This window comes from Blautia obeum ATCC 29174 (assembly GCF_025147765.1).
Classification (GTDB): domain Bacteria; phylum Bacillota; class Clostridia; order Lachnospirales; family Lachnospiraceae; genus Blautia_A; species Blautia_A obeum.
This window is the reverse complement of sequence record NZ_CP102265.1, coordinates 1,417,262-1,434,615: the sequence shown is the minus strand read 5'-3', so window position 1 is coordinate 1,434,615 and position 17,354 is coordinate 1,417,262. Positions and strand designations below refer to the sequence as shown.

The window sequence follows — 17,354 nt, the reverse complement described above, 5'->3', positions numbered from 1 at the left end:
CGCGGTACATAAAGTACCGCGGCTTTGACTCTGAATTATTCTTCTTCGCCGTACATAGCTACAAGTTTATTCAGATATGCATATCTAGCTTTTGCTTCAGATTCGTTCTTAGCAAACAGTCTAGCTGCTTTTTCAGGATTCTGACGCTGTAAGGAGTTGTAACGAACCTCACCATTCAGGAAGTCCATATAGTTTTCCATATCCGGTGTCTTGGAATCCAGAGCAAATTTCTTGTCTGCTGCCGGGTTGAAGCGGAAGTTGTGCCAATATCCACATTTAACTGCCAGTTCTTCTTCTGTCTGAGCTTTTGCCATACCTTTCTTGATACCATGGTTGATACATGGAGCATAAGCAATGATCAGGGATGGTCCCGGATAAGCTTCTGCTTCAGCAATTGCTTTAACAGTCTGGTTGAAGTCAGCACCCATGGAGATCTGTGCTACGTATACATATCCATAGCTCATTGCGATGGAAGCCATATCTTTCTTCTTAGTCTCTTTACCACCAGCTGCGAACTGTGCGATAGCACCTGTTGGTGTAGATTTAGAAGACTGTCCACCTGTGTTGGAGTAAACTTCTGTATCGAATACCATTACGTTGATGTCACGTCCACTTGCAAGAACATGGTCAACACCACCGAAGCCGATATCGTAAGCCCATCCGTCACCACCGAAGATCCACTGGGATTTCTTGGACAGATAGTTTTTCTGAGCAAGGATCTCTTTAGCAGCGTCGCATCCACATGCTTCCAGAGCTGCGATCAGTTTGTCTGTTGCTGCACCGTTGGTTGCTCCAACAGCGAATGTATCCAGCCATTCCTGGCCAGCTTCTTTAACTGCTTCGTCTTTGCCATCTGCTACAACAGCTTCAACTTTTGCTTTAAGGCCATCACGGATAGCTCTCTGTGCAAGAAGCATACCATAACCAAACTCAGCGTTATCTTCGAACAGTGAGTTAGCCCATGCAGGTCCCTGTCCTTTAGCGTTTGTTGTGTATGGTGTAGACGGTGAAGAGTTACCCCAGATAGAGGAACATCCTGTAGCATTTGCAATGTACATTCTGTCACCAAACAGCTGTGTGATCAGTTTAGCGTAAGGTGTTTCACCACAACCTGCACATGCTCCGGAGAACTCAAGCAGAGGCTGTTTGAACTGGCTTCCCTTAACAGTTGTTTCTTTGAATTTAGCGATAACATCTTCTTTGATCGGAAGTTCTCTTCCATAATCGAAGAATTTCTGAAGTCCTGCGTTTGCTTCCATGTTTTCCATAGCAAGGGCTTTTGCACCTTTCTTGCCTGGGCAGACATTTGCACAGGAACCACATCCTGTACAGTCATAAGCTGATACAGTCATGGTGAATTTATAATCTTTCATACCAGTCATAGGAAGAGTAGCCATTCCTTCTGGAGCGTTAGCTGCTTCTTCTTCTGTCAGTGCTACCGGACGGATTGCTGCGTGCGGGCAGACATATGCACAACGGTTACACTGGATACAGTTTTCTGGTTGCCATACCGGTACGTTTACTGCGATACCACGTTTTTCGTATGCAGCAGTTCCGGATGGTGTAGTACCATCAACATATTCTGTAAATGCAGATACAGGGAGTGTGTTACCTTCCTGAGCATTGATCTTGCACTGGATGTTGTTTACGAAGTCCTGAGCTTCCTGAGCACCGTGAGTTGCATGAGCCATGAAGAGACCTTCATCTTCTGCATCTTTCCAGCTTTCCGGAACTTTAACTTCTACAACCTGTTTTGCACCGGCATCGATAGCTGCCCAGTTTTTCTGAACAACGTCATCACCTTTACGTCCGTAAGTAGCTTTTGCAGCTGCTTTCATCAGTTCGATTGCCTGCTCTTCCGGAATGATTCCTGTAAGTTTGAAGAATGCAGACTGAAGGATTGTGTTGATACGTGTTGGTCCCATACCAGTTTCGATACCGATCTTAACACCGTCGATGGTGTAGAATTTGATATCATGGTTAGCGATGAATGCTTTTACCTGTCCCGGGAGATGTTTTTCAAGTCCTTCCATATCCCATGCGCAGTTAAGAAGGAATGTACCACCATCAACAAGTTCCTGAACCATGTTATATTTGTTTACATAGGACGGATTGTGACATGCAACAAAGTTTGCTTTGTGGATCAGGTATGTGGATTTGATCGGTTTCTTACCGAAACGAAGGTGAGACATTGTAACACCGCCGGACTTCTTGGAGTCATAATCAAAATATGCCTGAGCGTACATATCTGTATTGTCACCAATGATCTTGATGGAGTTTTTGTTAGCACCTACAGTACCATCAGCTCCAAGTCCCCAGAACTTACAGTTTGTAGTTCCTTCTGGTGTTGTAACAATCGGAGCACCTGTTTCAAGAGAAAGGTTTGTAACGTCATCAACGATACCGATTGTGAATTTTTCTTTTGTTGTGTTCTCATATACTGCAACGATCTGTGCCGGTGTAGTATCTTTGGAACCAAGTCCGTAACGTCCTGTAAAGATCTTAACATCTTTAAACTTGCTGTCTTTTAATGCAGCAACAACGTCAAGGTACAGAGGCTCGCCAAGTGCTCCTGGCTCTTTTGTTCTGTCAAGAACGCTGATCTGTTTTACAGAATCCGGAATAGCATCGATCAGTGCCTGTGCACAGAATGGTCTGTAAAGACGAACTTTAACAACACCAACTTTTTTGCCTGCTGCTGCAAGGTAATCGATTGTCTCTTCGATTGTATCGTTTACGGAACCCATAGCGATGATGATGTGTTCAGCATCCTCAGCTCCATAGTAGTTGAACAGTTTGTAATCTGTTCCGATCTTTTCATTAACTTTGTCCATGTATTCCTGAACTACTGCCGGAAGAGCATCATAGAACGGGTTACATGCTTCTCTTGCCTGGAAGAAGATATCAGGGTTCTGAGCTGAACCTCTCTGACATGGATGATTCGGATTAAGTGCATGGTCACGGAATGCCTGGATAGCATCCATATCTGCCATATCCTTCAGATCTTCATAATCCCATGTTTCAATCTTCTGGATCTCGTGAGATGTACGGAATCCATCGAAGAAGTTGATGAACGGAACTTTACCTTTGATTGCTGCCAGATGAGCAACTGGTGTCAGGTCCATAACTTCCTGTACAGATGATTCGCAGAGCATTGCACATCCGGTCTGACGACAGGCCATAACGTCGGAATGGTCTCCGAAAATGGAAAGTGCATGAGAAGCAAGTGCACGAGCGGATACATTGATAACGCCCGGAAGCTGCTCACCAGCGATTTTGTAAAGGTTCGGGATCATCAGAAGAAGACCCTGGGATGCAGTATAAGTAGTTGTCAGGGCACCTGCTGCCAGAGATCCGTGTACTGCACCTGCAGCACCTGCCTCAGACTGCATCTCTGTAACCTGTACTTCCTGTCCAAAGATGTTCTTTCTTCCCTGAGTTGCCCACTCATCTGTTGCTTCCGCCATAACAGATGAAGGAGTGATCGGGTAGATAGCAGCTACATCTGAATATGCATAAGAAGCATGAGCGGCTGCATGGTTACCATCCATGGTTTTCATCTTTCTTGCCATAGTTTGTTTTCCTCCTTAAAGGTATGATGAAAATTTTTATTTATTTCAGACCACTGAAACGGTCTAAAAGTCCATTGGTTATTATATCATACACTATTGCGATTGTCCAATCGGGATTACGCATTTTCTGTATCTATTTACATACAAAAAAGTTAGCCATTTATAAGTTTTTTCAGGGATTTTCGCTTCAGCATCCTGCACAGTTCTTCCTGAATTTCCGCGAGTTCACAGTGAACAGAACAGTTCTGTCCGTCTGCGCTGTTCCTGGCACAGTCATAGCCAGGTTCCAGGCAGTCAATGATAAACATTCCCGGATCGATCGTTGTATAAACATCATAAAGTGTTATCTGATCAAGATCACAGTTCAGAGAATATCCCCCATGAACACCACGATACCCTCTGACCATTCCTGATTTCTGCAGCTTTTTCAGGATTTTGTATGCAAAAGGTGCTGTGATCAGTTCTTTTTCACAGATTTCATTTACGCTGACTCTCTTTTCCTCTGCCATTGCGCGGAGCACCCGCACAGCATAATCGCATTCTCTGGTTATCAACATACTCCATTTCCTCTTTCTGTTACCCGTAACTCTCCAGCAAACTTTCTTAAATTATAGCAATTCCTCTGTGTAAATTCAATGTTTTTATGATTTAAGGCTTGCAAAATCTCCACTTTACTGTAAAATGGGAATGAATGGCCAAAAACAGGCCAGTTACTGTTCAATGATCGAAAACTTAATTCGAAACCATAATGAAGAAAAGAGGTACCTTATGATTTCAGCAAATAATATCACTTTACGTGTTGGCAAAAAAGCCCTCTTTGAGGATGTCAACATCAAATTTACCGAAGGCAACTGCTACGGTCTGATCGGAGCAAACGGTGCCGGTAAATCTACTTTCCTTAAAATCCTTTCCGGGCAGCTCGAACCGACCAATGGAGATATTGTGATCACTCCTGGCCAGCGACTCTCCTTCCTGCAGCAGGACCACTTCAAATATGATTCCTTCAACGTACTGGATACCGTTATCATGGGAAATGCCAGACTTTATGAAATCATGAAGGAAAAAGAGGCGATCTATGCAAAGGAAGATTTTACAGATGAAGACGGTATCCGTGCCAGCGAACTTGAGGGTGAATTCGCAGAGATGAACGGATGGGAGGCAGAGTCTGATGCTGCTACTCTTCTGAACGGACTTGGCATCGAATCCGAGCTCCACTATACACAGATGGCTGACCTGACCGGCAGCCAGAAAGTCAAAGTTCTTCTTGCACAGGCTCTGTTCGGCAATCCGGACATTCTTCTTCTCGATGAGCCTACCAACCATCTGGATCTTCCGGCAATCGAATGGCTCGAAGAATTTCTGATCAACTTTGACAATACTGTCATCGTTGTATCCCATGACCGTTATTTTCTTAATAAGGTCTGCACACATACTGCCGATATTGACTATGGCAAGATCCAGTTGTATGCCGGAAACTATGATTTCTGGTTTGAATCCAGCCAGCTTCTTATCAAACAGATGAAAGAAGCCAACAAAAAGAAAGAGGAAAAAATCAAAGAGCTGCAGGAATTTATTTCCCGATTCAGTGCCAACGCTTCCAAATCCAAACAGGCAACCTCCCGTAAGCGTGCACTGGAAAAAATCCAGCTGGATGATATGCGTCCTTCCAGTCGTAAGTATCCATACATCGACTTCCGTCCAAACCGCGAGATCGGCAATGAAGTGCTTATGGTCGAAAACCTCTCCAAGACTATTGATGGCGTAAAAGTTCTGGACAATATCAGCTTTACTCTCGGTCATGACGATAAAGTTGCATTTGTTGGTGCCAATGAACAGGCCATTACTACTTTTTTCCGTATCCTTGTCGGTGAACTGGAGCCAGACGAAGGAAGTTACAAATGGGGTGTCACCACTTCTCAGGCATATTTTCCAAAAGACAATACACAGGAATTTGACAATGATCTCACGATCACAGACTGGCTGACACAGTATTCTGAAATCAAAGATGCTACTTATGTCCGCGGTTTCCTTGGCAGAATGCTCTTTCCTGGTGAAGACGGCGTAAAAAAAGTACGTGTTCTTTCCGGTGGTGAAAAAGTCCGCTGCCTGTTGTCCAAAATGATGATTTCCGGTGCTAATATCCTGATTCTTGATGAACCTACCAACCATCTGGACATGGAATCTATTACTGCATTGAACAATGGACTGATCAAATTCCCGGGAGTTATCCTTTTTACTTCCCATGACCATCAGTTCGTGCAGACAACCGCCAACCGTATCATGGAAATCCTTCCTGACGGTAAGCTGATTGACAAGATCACCACCTATGACGAATATCTGGCAAGCGACGAAATGGCGAAGAAACGTCACGTCTTCCAGGTTAACGAAGAAGATGCTGCCGATAACTAGAATTTCATACTGCAGTTTTACTGCATGACAAAAGCTCCCGTTTTTAATGATCGGGAGCTTTTGCAGCTTACTGTTTACAGTATTTTTTATTTCATTGTGATATCCGCCAGTTTTCCATTTGTCACTTTCAAAAGTGCAGCAAGCGGAACTTTCAGCGTCAGTCCGACGCGGCCTCCACTTACATATATTTCTTCAAACCCACCCGCGGATGCATCAAACACGACCGGATATGGTTTTTTCATTCCAAGCGGACTGCAGCCGCCTCTTACATAGCCTGTAATTTTCAGAATATCTTTAACATGGATCATATCCACAGCCTTCTCTCCAACTGCTTTCGCAGCCGCCTTACGATCCACTTCTTTTTCGATCGGTACTACAAATACATAGTATCCGCCGCTTTTCCCTTCCATAACCAGTGTTTTAAAAGACTGTTCATATGGTGCCCCAATCAGATCTGCACTGTGAAGTCCATCAATAAACTCATCACATTCATATGGAAATGCTTCATATTTCACTTTCTGACGATCCAGCATTCTCATCGCATTTGTCTTAGCTTCTTTTGCCATGTTGTCCTTCTTTCCTGCCTTCTACCCGGCATCTTTACTATTACTTTCTTTTTTTATGTGTATCATCACGTCTGGATATCTTTTTCCAGAGTTCTTCTCCCTCCCGGTCGTCTTCGTCCATCATTTCTCTCAGCACTTCCTCATCCAGTTCATCCTCATCAATTACAACCGGTTCTTCATAGTCATCATTCATTGGATGATAGGAATCTTCTGTATCAAAAGATCCCAGCGGAAGATCAATTTCTTTCTGTCTGCTCTTTCTCGGTCGGTACGGAATTGTTTTTTCTGATTCAGGTGCCACCGCATCCTTTTTATGTTTTCTTCCTTTATTTTTTTCAAGTCTGAAATCTACCTGCTGCGCACTCCGAGATGCTTTATGAGAACTGTTCTGCGCTCTTCCCGGCGTATGCTTCACATTTTGTCTCTGTGCCGATGTTCTTCTGACTTCTTTCTGCGCCTTTCTTTCTGATTTCTGTGGCATATAATCCCTGAAATCCACATAATCAGAACTGTCCTGTCCATCGTTATACGCATCCTCTTCGTACTCTTCTTCCTCGTCATCATCTTTGCGCCTGTTTGTCGCAAACTGAATCAGCATTCCAAGAAGTGCAAATCCTGCACTCAGTCCCAGACCATACGGAATATCCGCCAGTCCGCCTAATTTTGCAGCAGAAAAACCTGCCATCGCACCTCCCAGAAGGCTTGTCCCAATGATCAGAACTTCTCTCGCCTGCTTCATAGCCAGCACACCAAGGCCCACTCCCAGAAGGAGACAGAAAAAGAATACCAACGAAGTAGTTGGATGAAAAACATAAATACCAAGTCCAATTCCAATGCCTGCTCCCAGAATAAAAATTCCAATCTTATAGCTCACAAATGCGATCACGGCCAGTAGTACACCCGCTCCAACCATAAAAACCGCATACATATATTTCTCTGTCACACCACCGGTATACGCTGCACCAAATCCAATTCCAGCTCCAATGACAAAACCACAGAGCATCATCCAGAAACGCAGAAGCCGATATCCCAGAATACAGTTGATCACTCCAAAAATCAGCAGTACTGTAAAACCGATCATCGAAAAACTGGATATAGACGGTACTGTCCGCGTATTCTCAATCATATTCATAATCTGCTGCAAAATATCATTCATAAAAATATCTCCTCTAAAACATAAAATATATCGTTTTCAGATTATCCAGAATACCATAATGATACTCTACTGTACTGAGCCCATACATTTTCAGATAGTATTCAGCAACTTTCTGAACATATCCTTCCTGTATCCACTGCTGACATGCTTCGTCAAAAGCTTCCTGCGAAGTAAATTTGAAACGTACTACCGCAGCTCCGTTCTCAAGACGCATACAGCAGAAATCATAAATCTGCTGTTCATCATATGTATCAAAACATGCCTGATTCAGCACATAAAAATTAAGATCCGTCGCAGTACACTCCGGAACCGGAAATTCATCGGATGCTGTATATAATTGCTCATATTCCTGTGGAAAAGGACACAGATAATCATAAATTGTTGTCTTATGTTCTTCCAGAGAAACCGCACCGCCTTCCAGAAATGCCGGCTGATCCCCGTTTGTAGCATCTACATAATATTGCTCACCGTTAATTTCTACGATATTCCAGGCATGTCCTTCATCACTGTCCCTCGCATTTCCCTCTACATAAATACACGGAACTCCAAGCTGTTCCAAAAGATACTGTACCGCCCTCGCATATCCGGCACACACAGCTTTCTTTTTCCAGAAAATGCCTGCAATATTCTGGTCATCCCCCGATGCTTCATACTCTGCATGATCTATCAGATACGTATAAACTGTTTTGACCTTATCATAAGCAGACATATCCTGTGTAATCTGCTCTTTCACTTCTTCCAGCGCATGTTCCATGAATGCCATAATTTCCTGAATTTCCTGATCTGTATACGTATATCCAGGTGAAAATCTGCAATAATCAGTTCCTTTATACGCAGTCGTATATACTTCCTCACGATTATGCACCCAGAAAAGTTCCGGATGATCCTTCAGCAATGCATGGTAAACTTTGCTGATCAGCTGTTCATTCGAAGATGTCAGATAAAACTCATCTTGTCTCTCCTGTATTCCACTCAGCATTTCACGATATATTTTCTTCTCATCTTCTGTCAGCAATCCAAAATAATATTCCCTGTAATTGTCATCGGTCTGCAGGATCTCCTGTTTTCTTAATGACCTGACTTCAGCAGGTTCCTGAGAAAGAAGATCACTCTGCCAGATGACACCCATAAACAGGACAATCAAAACGCAGAAAACTCTGCGTCCAAATCTTCTTTTTTTCTTCATCTGTCACTCCCTTATCTTCTGTACAGTCTTATATTATCAGACTTCTGCCATCAATAAAAGAGCTTGCTGTAAAAAACCGAACGACTCTTTCGAATCGTCCGGCCTTGTTTATCATCAATCTTCAAAAGTAACCTGAATATCACTGTTATCCGGTTTTTGCGGAAGAATTTCCGCAGAACTTCCGGAAACCGAAACATTCTGATTCAGGATTTCATCCAGCGTATCTGTCACTTCCACACTACCCGTCGCATAATTGGAAGTCGTCTGATTTTCGGATTCATCACTCATATCCTCAAATGTTATCTCAACATCCTCAGCCGCATCAGCAGGTGCTGTAATTGTTTCCGCTGTATCATGTGTTGCTGTATCCTTCACATTCAATCCATCACTGAGAGAGTTTGTTGTTTCTGCCACAAGTGTTGCTGACGTTGTTATATTATCCGTTATCAGATCTGTTTCTGCATTGTCTGCACTTGCACCCTGGTTTTCCATCTCTGCAACTTCCGTCTGTGTAGGATAGAAGGAAGGCTGACGGATATAACGGAAACTTGCACCATAAGCTTCTCCAACTGTTACTCCATTCTTACTAGAAGAACAGTGTACTGCGATCCAGTCGCCTGCATCTGTCTTGCCACAGATAATACCTACATGGTTATTACTGCCTGCTTCCGGTCCATTCTGGAATACAAGATCACCCGGCTGTGCATCCTGTTCACTGACAACATTGGCATTCTCCCACTGTTCAGAAGTACCGTCTCCCACACTGCTCTGCATACCCTGATTCAGATATCCATTGATCACTGACCATGTAACAAATCCACTGCAGTCAAGACCATATGCACGGACAGTTCCACTGCTGGCACTGCCTGCTGCAGATACTTTTTCGGCAGAACCCCAACTGGAGTCTTTACCTATCTGCGTTGATTTGCCGCCCCAGAAATATCCAACTTCACCTACCAGTGAATATGCTGCAGTAATGACATTTACACGTTCTTCAGAAACATCATCCCCGACACTCTGACGTACAAATCCTTTCGCATCTGTAACAATCGCACAGAGCAGCTTGCAATCTGTTTCTACATATTTCTTAAGTACTGTCCTGTTTTCCTGTGAAATATTATTCTGTTTAATATAATGGTTAATGTGATAGTTTCCATAAGAAACATGTGTAATGCTTTCTTTATCACGGACAACCGGATTCATCTCAGCAAAGATCTTTGCCAGTTCATCCTTCGCTGATGAATCAAGAGTGAACTCCGTGTTTCCTTCCTGGCTCTGCTCATAAACATAGATTGCCAGGATATCCTGCCAGTTACGCACGAGCAGAGAATCTGCTGAAGTCGTCAGGCCGTCAGCCCTGCTGTCGCTAACGTCTGTCAGTTTGTTTTTTTCTTTATATTCTTTTTCAATTTCATCCATCACAGAAGAAAAATCATCAGAAAAAGAAAGCTGATAATTATTTTTCAGACTGTCCAGATAAAATTCTTTGCCTGCATGAAGGTTCGACACATAATAAACCGGTGTTCCTGTCTTGCCTGTAACATTTCCACTTCCATCAGAAATATCTGTTGCATTCCCCGCATCCTTCTGATTCTTCTGCAATTCTGCAATCTTGCTTTCAAAACCAACAAGAAGATCGTAATTTGTAACAAACTTCTTCTGGTCTTCCGGCAGGCTGTCATATTCTGCTCTGAGTTCTTTTACCCTTGCCGCATGATTTACTGTAAGTGTCTCCTTCGCAAGTGCATTGATCTTTGCTACCAGATTCTTTGCAGCTTCAGATTCTGTTACATTTGTCGGTGCCGGACTCGGTGTTGCAGTTGGATCCGATGGTGTCACAGTCGGCTCCGGTGTTGCAGTTGGATTCGATGGCGTCACAGTCGGTTCCGGTGTTGCAGTTGGATCCGATGGCGTCACAGTCGGCTCCGGTGTCGGCGTATCTGGTTCCGGTGTTGGTGTATCCGGTTCTGGCGTCGGCGTATCTGGCTCCGGTGCCGGTGTGTCCGGTTCTGGTGCCGGTGTGTTCGGTTCCGGTGCCGGTGTATCACTTCCATCAGAGATTACCTCACCACTTCCATCGCCCAAATCGCTTGCAGTTTCTATATGCTCATCCGCAGCCATGACTGACATCGGACTGGATAAAACCATTGCAGATAAAATTGTTACACATAAACTTCTGGTCAGATATTTGTTCTTCATTCTGGTAAAATTGCTCCCTTCTGTCAAGAACATATCTTTATTCCCCTTATAAAGGTATGTTTCTCACTGCTAACTCACTTACACAATAACTGTGGTTAGTTTAGCATAAACTTCCATAAAAATCAACCGCCGGGATAAATACCCCGACGGTTTCTGGATAAAATTCACATTCTTTTCATATTTACATAACTGCATAAGCATAATCTGCTATGCCATTCTTCCTGCATAACTGAAACAGTCCCTGAAATACCTGATAGCACACAGTGAGGATATAATGAATATCATCATCTATATTTCTCTTACAGTTCAGATATCTCCTGTGATGTTCCTTAATGTACTGTAGAAGCTGATTCAGCGTCTCAAAATGGATTTCCTTCTCCGTATACACATCAGCCTTACCTTCCAGAACAAATGCTTTCAGCTCGTTCTTCAGATGCTTTTCATAGGTGTTGTGCTGATAAAGTGTACCATCAAACGTCTTATTATGTGGAAAAGTAAAATAATCTGCTATATAATGCATGACCTCTCCGGATCTCCGCCAGAATACCCTGTCATTATACCCGGCCCCTGACTGAACCAGTCGTCGTATCTTACCCTGAACCTCATCAAAAGTACCGAAATACTCATGTCTCTTGGTTACAAATGAAGGCTGGATGTCTGGCAGGATATTGCCAAGACAAAATGCTTTTCTATGTGACTGTAAACTTTCATTAGCCGGCATCTGATCTGCCAGATACCTTGCCAATAATATGTGTGATTTCTTACGCACAATAAACACTTCTTTCTCTGATAAAAAACAGTTTACCGTAACCATATCTACTATAGCAGATTTACTTTTTTAATTCAAATAAAGTTTTTATAAAATCCTGACACTTTTTGGTACAAAATCATCTTTTCAAGACACCAAGCGCCATACTGTGCTGCGCAGCATGTCTTTTTTCAACCAGTGTTCTTGGATATCCAACTACTCCGTTGTTATCATATGGATCATTAAAATAATACTTTTCTTCATCATATCCCACCAGCAGCATACAATGTTCGTTCGAGGTCCAGCAAAATCGTTCTCCTGTATCCAGAAGTTTCCACTCCGGTCCCGGAATTTCCTTACGCATGTTGATACATGCCCAGAATACCACCGGCATATCCTGATCGATATACTTTTTCAGAAGTGTCTCTGTCGATGTTCCCGTCTCATCCAGAAATTCATAATGATCCCCTGCGGCTTTTGCAAGCGCTTTCTGAAGTCCTCTCGCATAAATCCCATAAGATTCTTCATCATAAGGATTTCCACAGAAAAATTTATTCGGATCCGGACCATACAGAACACCATCCCGTATTTCCATCTCCCGGCACTCAAGACAGTTCTGAATAAACTCATCTACCGTAATCTCATAGCCAAGATACTTCAATAACATAACTGCCGAAACGCTCTCGCATCCAGTTGGATATTTTATGCTCTGGTCAATATATGGTACCTGAATCTTACGCACTTGCTTTTGTCTCCTCTTCTTTGGAAGATGTGATTTTTTTGATCACTGTAAGCGTAAGCAGAAGCAGGATCAGGCTGATTCCAAGAACCACCCACCAGATATGTACAAATCCGGCAATGATATACCCGATAAAGGAGATCACTGCAACTACTGCTGCATACTGCATCTGCGTAGTTACGTGATTGATATGATTTGACTGTGCCCCTGCTGAAGACATAACTGTAGTATCAGAAATCGGAGAAACATGGTCACCACAGACTGCTCCTGCCAGAACTGCTGATACAGAAATGATCATCATCTGAAGATTTTCAGAACCCGGGAACATTGCGATCGCGATCGGAACCAGGATTGCAAAAGTTCCCCAGCTTGTTCCTGTTGAAAAAGAAAGGAACACAGCAACTACAAACAAGATTGCCGGAAGGATCACACTTGCAGATGCATTACTTCCAACGATATTTTTGACAAAAGTACTGATTTCCAGTGCATCGCCCATGCCTTTCAGTGACCATGCAAAGATCAGAATTGCAATTGCAGGAATCATCATCTTGAATCCCTCTACAAAGCTGTCCATAAATCCCTTAAAGGTAACCACTTTGCGTGGAAGATAAAGAATCAGCATAAAAAATACCGTGATCATCGTAGCAAAGATCAAGCTGGTCTCTGCATCGCAACCAGAAAAAGCAGTCACGATATCTGTTGCTCCACCAAGGAATCCTGTATAGATCATTGCCCCGATTGCAGATACGATAAGTACCAGTACCGGCAGCACAAGATCGATGACTTTTCCATTTGCTGAGATTTCTTCGTCTTTAACCTGATCAAATTCCTCTCCACCTGAAGTAAAAAGATCTCCTCTGGCCGCATTGCGTTCATGTACCTTCATCAGACCAAAATCCAGTCCGGTCATGATGATGAAAACTACCATCACAAGTGTCAGGATCGCATACAGATTATACGGAATCGTTGACAGGAACAGCTGAAATCCTGTAATACCAGCATCATCCGGCACATAAGAATTGACAGCTGCCGCCCAGCTGGAAATCGGTGCGATAATACATACCGGTGCAGCTGTTGCATCAATAATATATGCCAGTTTGGCTCTGGATACCTTGTAACGGTCTGTGACAGGTCTCATAACAGAACCAACTGTCAGGCAGTTAAAATAATCATCCACAAAGATCAGTACGCCAAGACCTGTCGTTGCCAGCATTGCACTTTTCTTACTCTTGATCTTACTTCCCGCCCATTTGCCATAAGCTGCCGATCCGCCTGATTTTGACATCAGGACGATGATCATTCCAAGCAGTACATCAAAGATCAAAATATTCAGATTCATACTGTTCTTCATGATATCAAAGAATGCCACAAATGCATTCCACGGATGAAAGCCGGTATACAGCAGTGCCCCTGCTGCCACCCCGATAAAAAGCGAACTGTACACTTCCTTGGTTACTAATGCCAGCACGATTGCCAGCAATGGCGGTACCAGTGACCACCATGTTCCGATAAACATCGAACCATCCATTTCATTTTCCCCCTGCATATTATATTTTCAATGCTTTAAATCTATTATACACTACCATATTTGTCCTGTACACCAAAAAAGTGAGAAGCCCGGTGGAAATATTCTCCAGGTTTCGCACTTTCTTTATAATATTCTTTAATCCATCAAACTACTCGGCCTTTTTACTCAAACGAAATACTGCCAAAATCCGGTGTTCCCATCAGGTCGAACGGAGTACTCTGGTATACGTAATAATTCAGCCAGTTTGTATACAGATTATTGGCATGAGCTCTCCAGAGAAGCAGCGGTCTGTTTTCCGGATCATTATCTTTGTAATAATTCTTCGGAAGATCGATTTGAAGTCCCTTTCCTACATCTCTCTTATATTCTCCATCCAGTGTCACACGGTCATATTCCGGATGTCCCATGACAAAAATCTTACGTCCCCCCTGCGCCATTGCAAGAAAAAGCCCCGCCTCCTCAGATTCTGCAAGAATCGTGATATCTTTACATGCACGGATATCTTCGATTGGAACCTCTGTATGTCTGGAATGTGGTGCAAGAAAAGCATCATCAAATCCTCTGACCAGCGGGATCTTACGATTCAGAACTTTGTGCCAGAAGAGACCAAACATTTTGTGATCGAGCTGACGTTTCTGAAGTCCGTAAAAATGATACAGACTTGCCTGTGCAGCCCAGCACAGAAAAATCGTAGATGTCACATGACTTTCTGTCCAGTCCATGATCTCTGTCAGCTCGTTCCAGTAATCCACTTCTTCAAACTCCATCTGTTCTACCGGTGCTCCTGTCACGATCATTCCATCAAACTTCATATCTTTGAGTTCCGAAAAAGTCTGATAAAATTTATTCAGATGATTGGCAGACGTATTTTTTGCCTGATGGCTCTCAACTGCCATAAAAGTCACGTCCACCTGTAATGGTGTGTTTGACAGAGACCGCAGAAGCTGCAGTTCTGTTTCTTCTTTCAGAGGCATCAGATTCAGGATCAGAATCTGAAGTGGGCGAATGTCCTGGTGTACCGCTCTTCCCTCATCCATGACAAATATATTTTCTCTTTCAAGAATTTCTTTTACCGGTAAATCTCCCTGTATCTTAATCGGCATTTTCTGTTCCTCCTTTTGTCCAATTACAAATTTTTCAAGAATCCCGCCACTGATATAATTTTGTTGCTCACCACCTGCAGAGGTGGAGTCATCTCATATCTGATATAATCTTTTATCTTTCTGCCAGTTTCAGGAAATCTTCCTCTGACAGAATCGGAATTCCAAGTTCCCGGGCTTTTTTATTTTTTGATGAATTCGAAGTCACATCATTATTGATCAGATAATTTGTCTTACCCGTCACCGAACCGGTTACTTTGCCGCCCAGTGATTCGATCAGATTTTTGGCTTCTCCTCTGTTACTGAAATGTTCCAGACTTCCGGTAATGACAAAGTTCATTCCTGCAAAGATCTGCTCACCGGAAATTTCTTCCTTATTAATATGAAGATATTTCAGCAGATGATCTACTTTTTGATTATTCTCCGGATTACTGAAATACTTTGTCAGACTCTTTGCTATGACCGGTCCGATTCCATCGATCGCACTGATTTCTTCTTCATCTGCTGAACGGATCTTGTCCAGATCATCATCAAAATGCCGACAGATTACTTTTGCATTGGAAAGTCCGATATTTGCGATTCCAAGACTGTAGATTACTTTTGCAAGTGTTGTTTCTTCTGCCTTCTCAATGCTATTCATCAGATTTTCATAGGACTTTTCTCCAAAGCCTTCCATCGTTACGATCTCATCACGAAACTTTTCTATCTCAAAGATATCTCCGAAGTTGTGTATAAAACCTTTTGCAATAAATTTTTCCAGCGTTGCCTCTGACAGTCCGTCAATATTCATGGCATCTCTGCTTACAAACAAAGTAAATGCCTTGATCTTTTTTGCCGCACAGTCCGGATTCATACAGTAAAGTGCCTCTACATCATTTTCCCTGATCACTCTGGCTTCCTGACCACACGCCGGACAGATTTCCGGTATTTCCAGATTACTACTTCGTGTCAGATTCTCAGCAATCTGTGGAATGATCATATTTGCTTTATATACCTGGATCGTATCCCCAATTCCCAGCTGCAGATCTTTCACAATACTCACATTATGCACGCTGGCACGGCTGACTGTCGTTCCCTCCAGTTCGACCGGATCAAATACGGCAACCGGATTAATGAGACCTGTCCTTGAAGGACTCCATTCAATTTCACGAAGTGTCGTCTCCCTCACTTCATCGGCCCATTTAAAAGCAAACGCATTCCGGGGAAATTTCGCAGTACTTCCGAGTGATTCTCCATAGGCAATATCATCATATAATGCAACGAGCCCATCTGATGGAAAATCATTTTTCTCGATCGCATGTGCAAAGTAATCCATTGCTTCGTCCAGATTCTCTCCTGTGACCATACGATATTCTACTACTTCAAATCCCTGTCTTCTAAGCCATTCCATCTGATATTTTCTGGAATTATGCATATCTACATCCTGTGCAGAAACCAGAGCAAATGCATAAAAGCGTACATTTCTTTCTGCCGTGATCTGATTATTCAGCTGTCGAACCGAACCACTGCAGAGATTTCGAGGATTTTTGTACTTTGCATCTACATCTTCGATCGTATCATTGATCTTTTCAAAATCAGAATAAGTAATGATGGCTTCCCCTCTCAGGACCAGTCTGCCCCGGTACGCAATTTTCAGCGGAATGTTCTTAAATACTTTTGCATTATTTGTAATTACCTCTCCCACGGTACCATTTCCTCTGGTAACGGCTTTAAGCAATTCTCCATTTTCATATGTGAGAACGATCGTAAGCCCATCCATCTTCCAGGAAAGCAAGGTTGGATGTGTCCCGATAAACGCTCTTAAAACGTCTCTGTCCTTAGTCTTATCCAACGAAAGCATTGGAGACTCATGCGTTTCCTTTGGCAGTACATCGACTGCCTCATACCCCACATTAACAGTTGGGCTGTCTGCCAGAACGATTCCTGTTTCTTTTTCCATTTTTTCCAGTTGATCGTACAGTGCGTCGTACTCTCTGTTGCTCATGATCTCCCGGTCTTCCTGATAGTATGCCTTTGCCGCTTCGTTCAGCTTCTGCACCAGTTCTTTTATTTGTTCTGCCGCTGATCTTTCCATGCTGTCCTCCTGTTCTGATTACTGTCTCACTGGAAGAATCCCGTATCAGTTCATTCAGTTTCTTCCATTCATCTCCA

At 43.1% G+C, this 17,354-nt stretch carries 12 protein-coding genes; 1 reads left to right on the top strand and 11 read right to left on the bottom strand.

Annotated features, from left to right (window positions below; genetic code table 11):
- Window positions 1–35 precede the first annotated feature (35 nt).
- Window positions 36–3,572 carry a pyruvate:ferredoxin (flavodoxin) oxidoreductase gene (gene nifJ, locus NQ503_RS06785; protein ID WP_005422381.1) on the bottom strand — a complete coding sequence of 1,179 codons (3,537 nt, stop codon included), beginning with the start codon at window positions 3,570–3,572 and terminating at the stop codon, window positions 36–38.
- 152 nt (window positions 3,573–3,724) lie between these two features.
- Window positions 3,725–4,129: an RrF2 family transcriptional regulator gene (locus NQ503_RS06780; RefSeq protein WP_005422380.1), complete on the bottom strand. Its 405-nt coding sequence runs from the start codon at window positions 4,127–4,129 to the stop codon at window positions 3,725–3,727.
- A 211-nt stretch (window positions 4,130–4,340) separates the two neighbouring features.
- Here NQ503_RS06780 and NQ503_RS06775 point away from each other — a divergent pair, with 211 nt between their 5' ends.
- On the top strand, window positions 4,341–5,981 hold the full coding sequence (locus NQ503_RS06775) for an ABC-F family ATP-binding cassette domain-containing protein (protein ID WP_044924867.1): 1,641 nt from the start codon (window positions 4,341–4,343) through the stop codon (window positions 5,979–5,981).
- A gap of 86 nt (window positions 5,982–6,067) precedes the next feature.
- Here the strand turns inward: NQ503_RS06775 and ybaK are convergent, their stop codons facing one another.
- The 9 genes from ybaK to ligA all read right to left on the bottom strand — a co-directional run bounded on the left by ybaK (window position 6,068) and on the right by ligA (window position 17,277).
- Entirely contained in the window at window positions 6,068–6,547 is a 480-nt protein-coding gene (gene ybaK / locus NQ503_RS06770; protein ID WP_005422377.1) for a Cys-tRNA(Pro) deacylase, read from the bottom strand.
- A gap of 40 nt (window positions 6,548–6,587) precedes the next feature.
- Window positions 6,588–7,703 (bottom strand): TM7S3/TM198-like domain-containing protein, encoded by a 1,116-nt coding sequence (locus NQ503_RS06765; protein WP_005422375.1) that lies wholly within the window; start codon window positions 7,701–7,703, stop codon window positions 6,588–6,590.
- A gap of 13 nt (window positions 7,704–7,716) precedes the next feature.
- On the bottom strand, window positions 7,717–8,889 hold the full coding sequence (locus NQ503_RS06760) for a transglutaminase domain-containing protein (protein WP_005422373.1): 1,173 nt from the start codon (window positions 8,887–8,889) through the stop codon (window positions 7,717–7,719).
- Window positions 8,890–9,003: 114 nt separating this feature from the next.
- Window positions 9,004–11,088: a C40 family peptidase gene (locus NQ503_RS06755; RefSeq protein WP_044924903.1), complete on the bottom strand. Its 2,085-nt coding sequence runs from the start codon at window positions 11,086–11,088 to the stop codon at window positions 9,004–9,006.
- Between the two features lie 181 nt (window positions 11,089–11,269).
- Window positions 11,270–11,857: a zinc dependent phospholipase C family protein gene (locus NQ503_RS06750; RefSeq protein ID WP_044924864.1), complete on the bottom strand. Its 588-nt coding sequence runs from the start codon at window positions 11,855–11,857 to the stop codon at window positions 11,270–11,272.
- Between the two features lie 118 nt (window positions 11,858–11,975).
- Window positions 11,976–12,578 (bottom strand): C39 family peptidase, encoded by a 603-nt coding sequence (locus NQ503_RS06745; protein WP_022388157.1) that lies wholly within the window; start codon window positions 12,576–12,578, stop codon window positions 11,976–11,978.
- Window positions 12,571–14,103: a Na+/H+ antiporter NhaC family protein gene (locus tag NQ503_RS06740; protein ID WP_044924862.1), complete on the bottom strand. Its 1,533-nt coding sequence runs from the start codon at window positions 14,101–14,103 to the stop codon at window positions 12,571–12,573. The genes NQ503_RS06745 and NQ503_RS06740 overlap by 8 nt, the downstream gene beginning before the upstream one ends.
- Before the next feature lie 161 nt (window positions 14,104–14,264).
- Complete coding sequence (metA, locus tag NQ503_RS06735; protein ID WP_005422362.1) at window positions 14,265–15,206, bottom strand: homoserine O-acetyltransferase MetA; 942 nt, start codon at window positions 15,204–15,206, stop codon at window positions 14,265–14,267.
- Window positions 15,207–15,318: 112 nt separating this feature from the next.
- On the bottom strand, window positions 15,319–17,277 hold the full coding sequence (gene ligA / locus NQ503_RS06730; RefSeq protein WP_118392999.1) for an NAD-dependent DNA ligase LigA: 1,959 nt from the start codon (window positions 17,275–17,277) through the stop codon (window positions 15,319–15,321).
- Window positions 17,278–17,354: the final 77 nt, after the last annotated feature.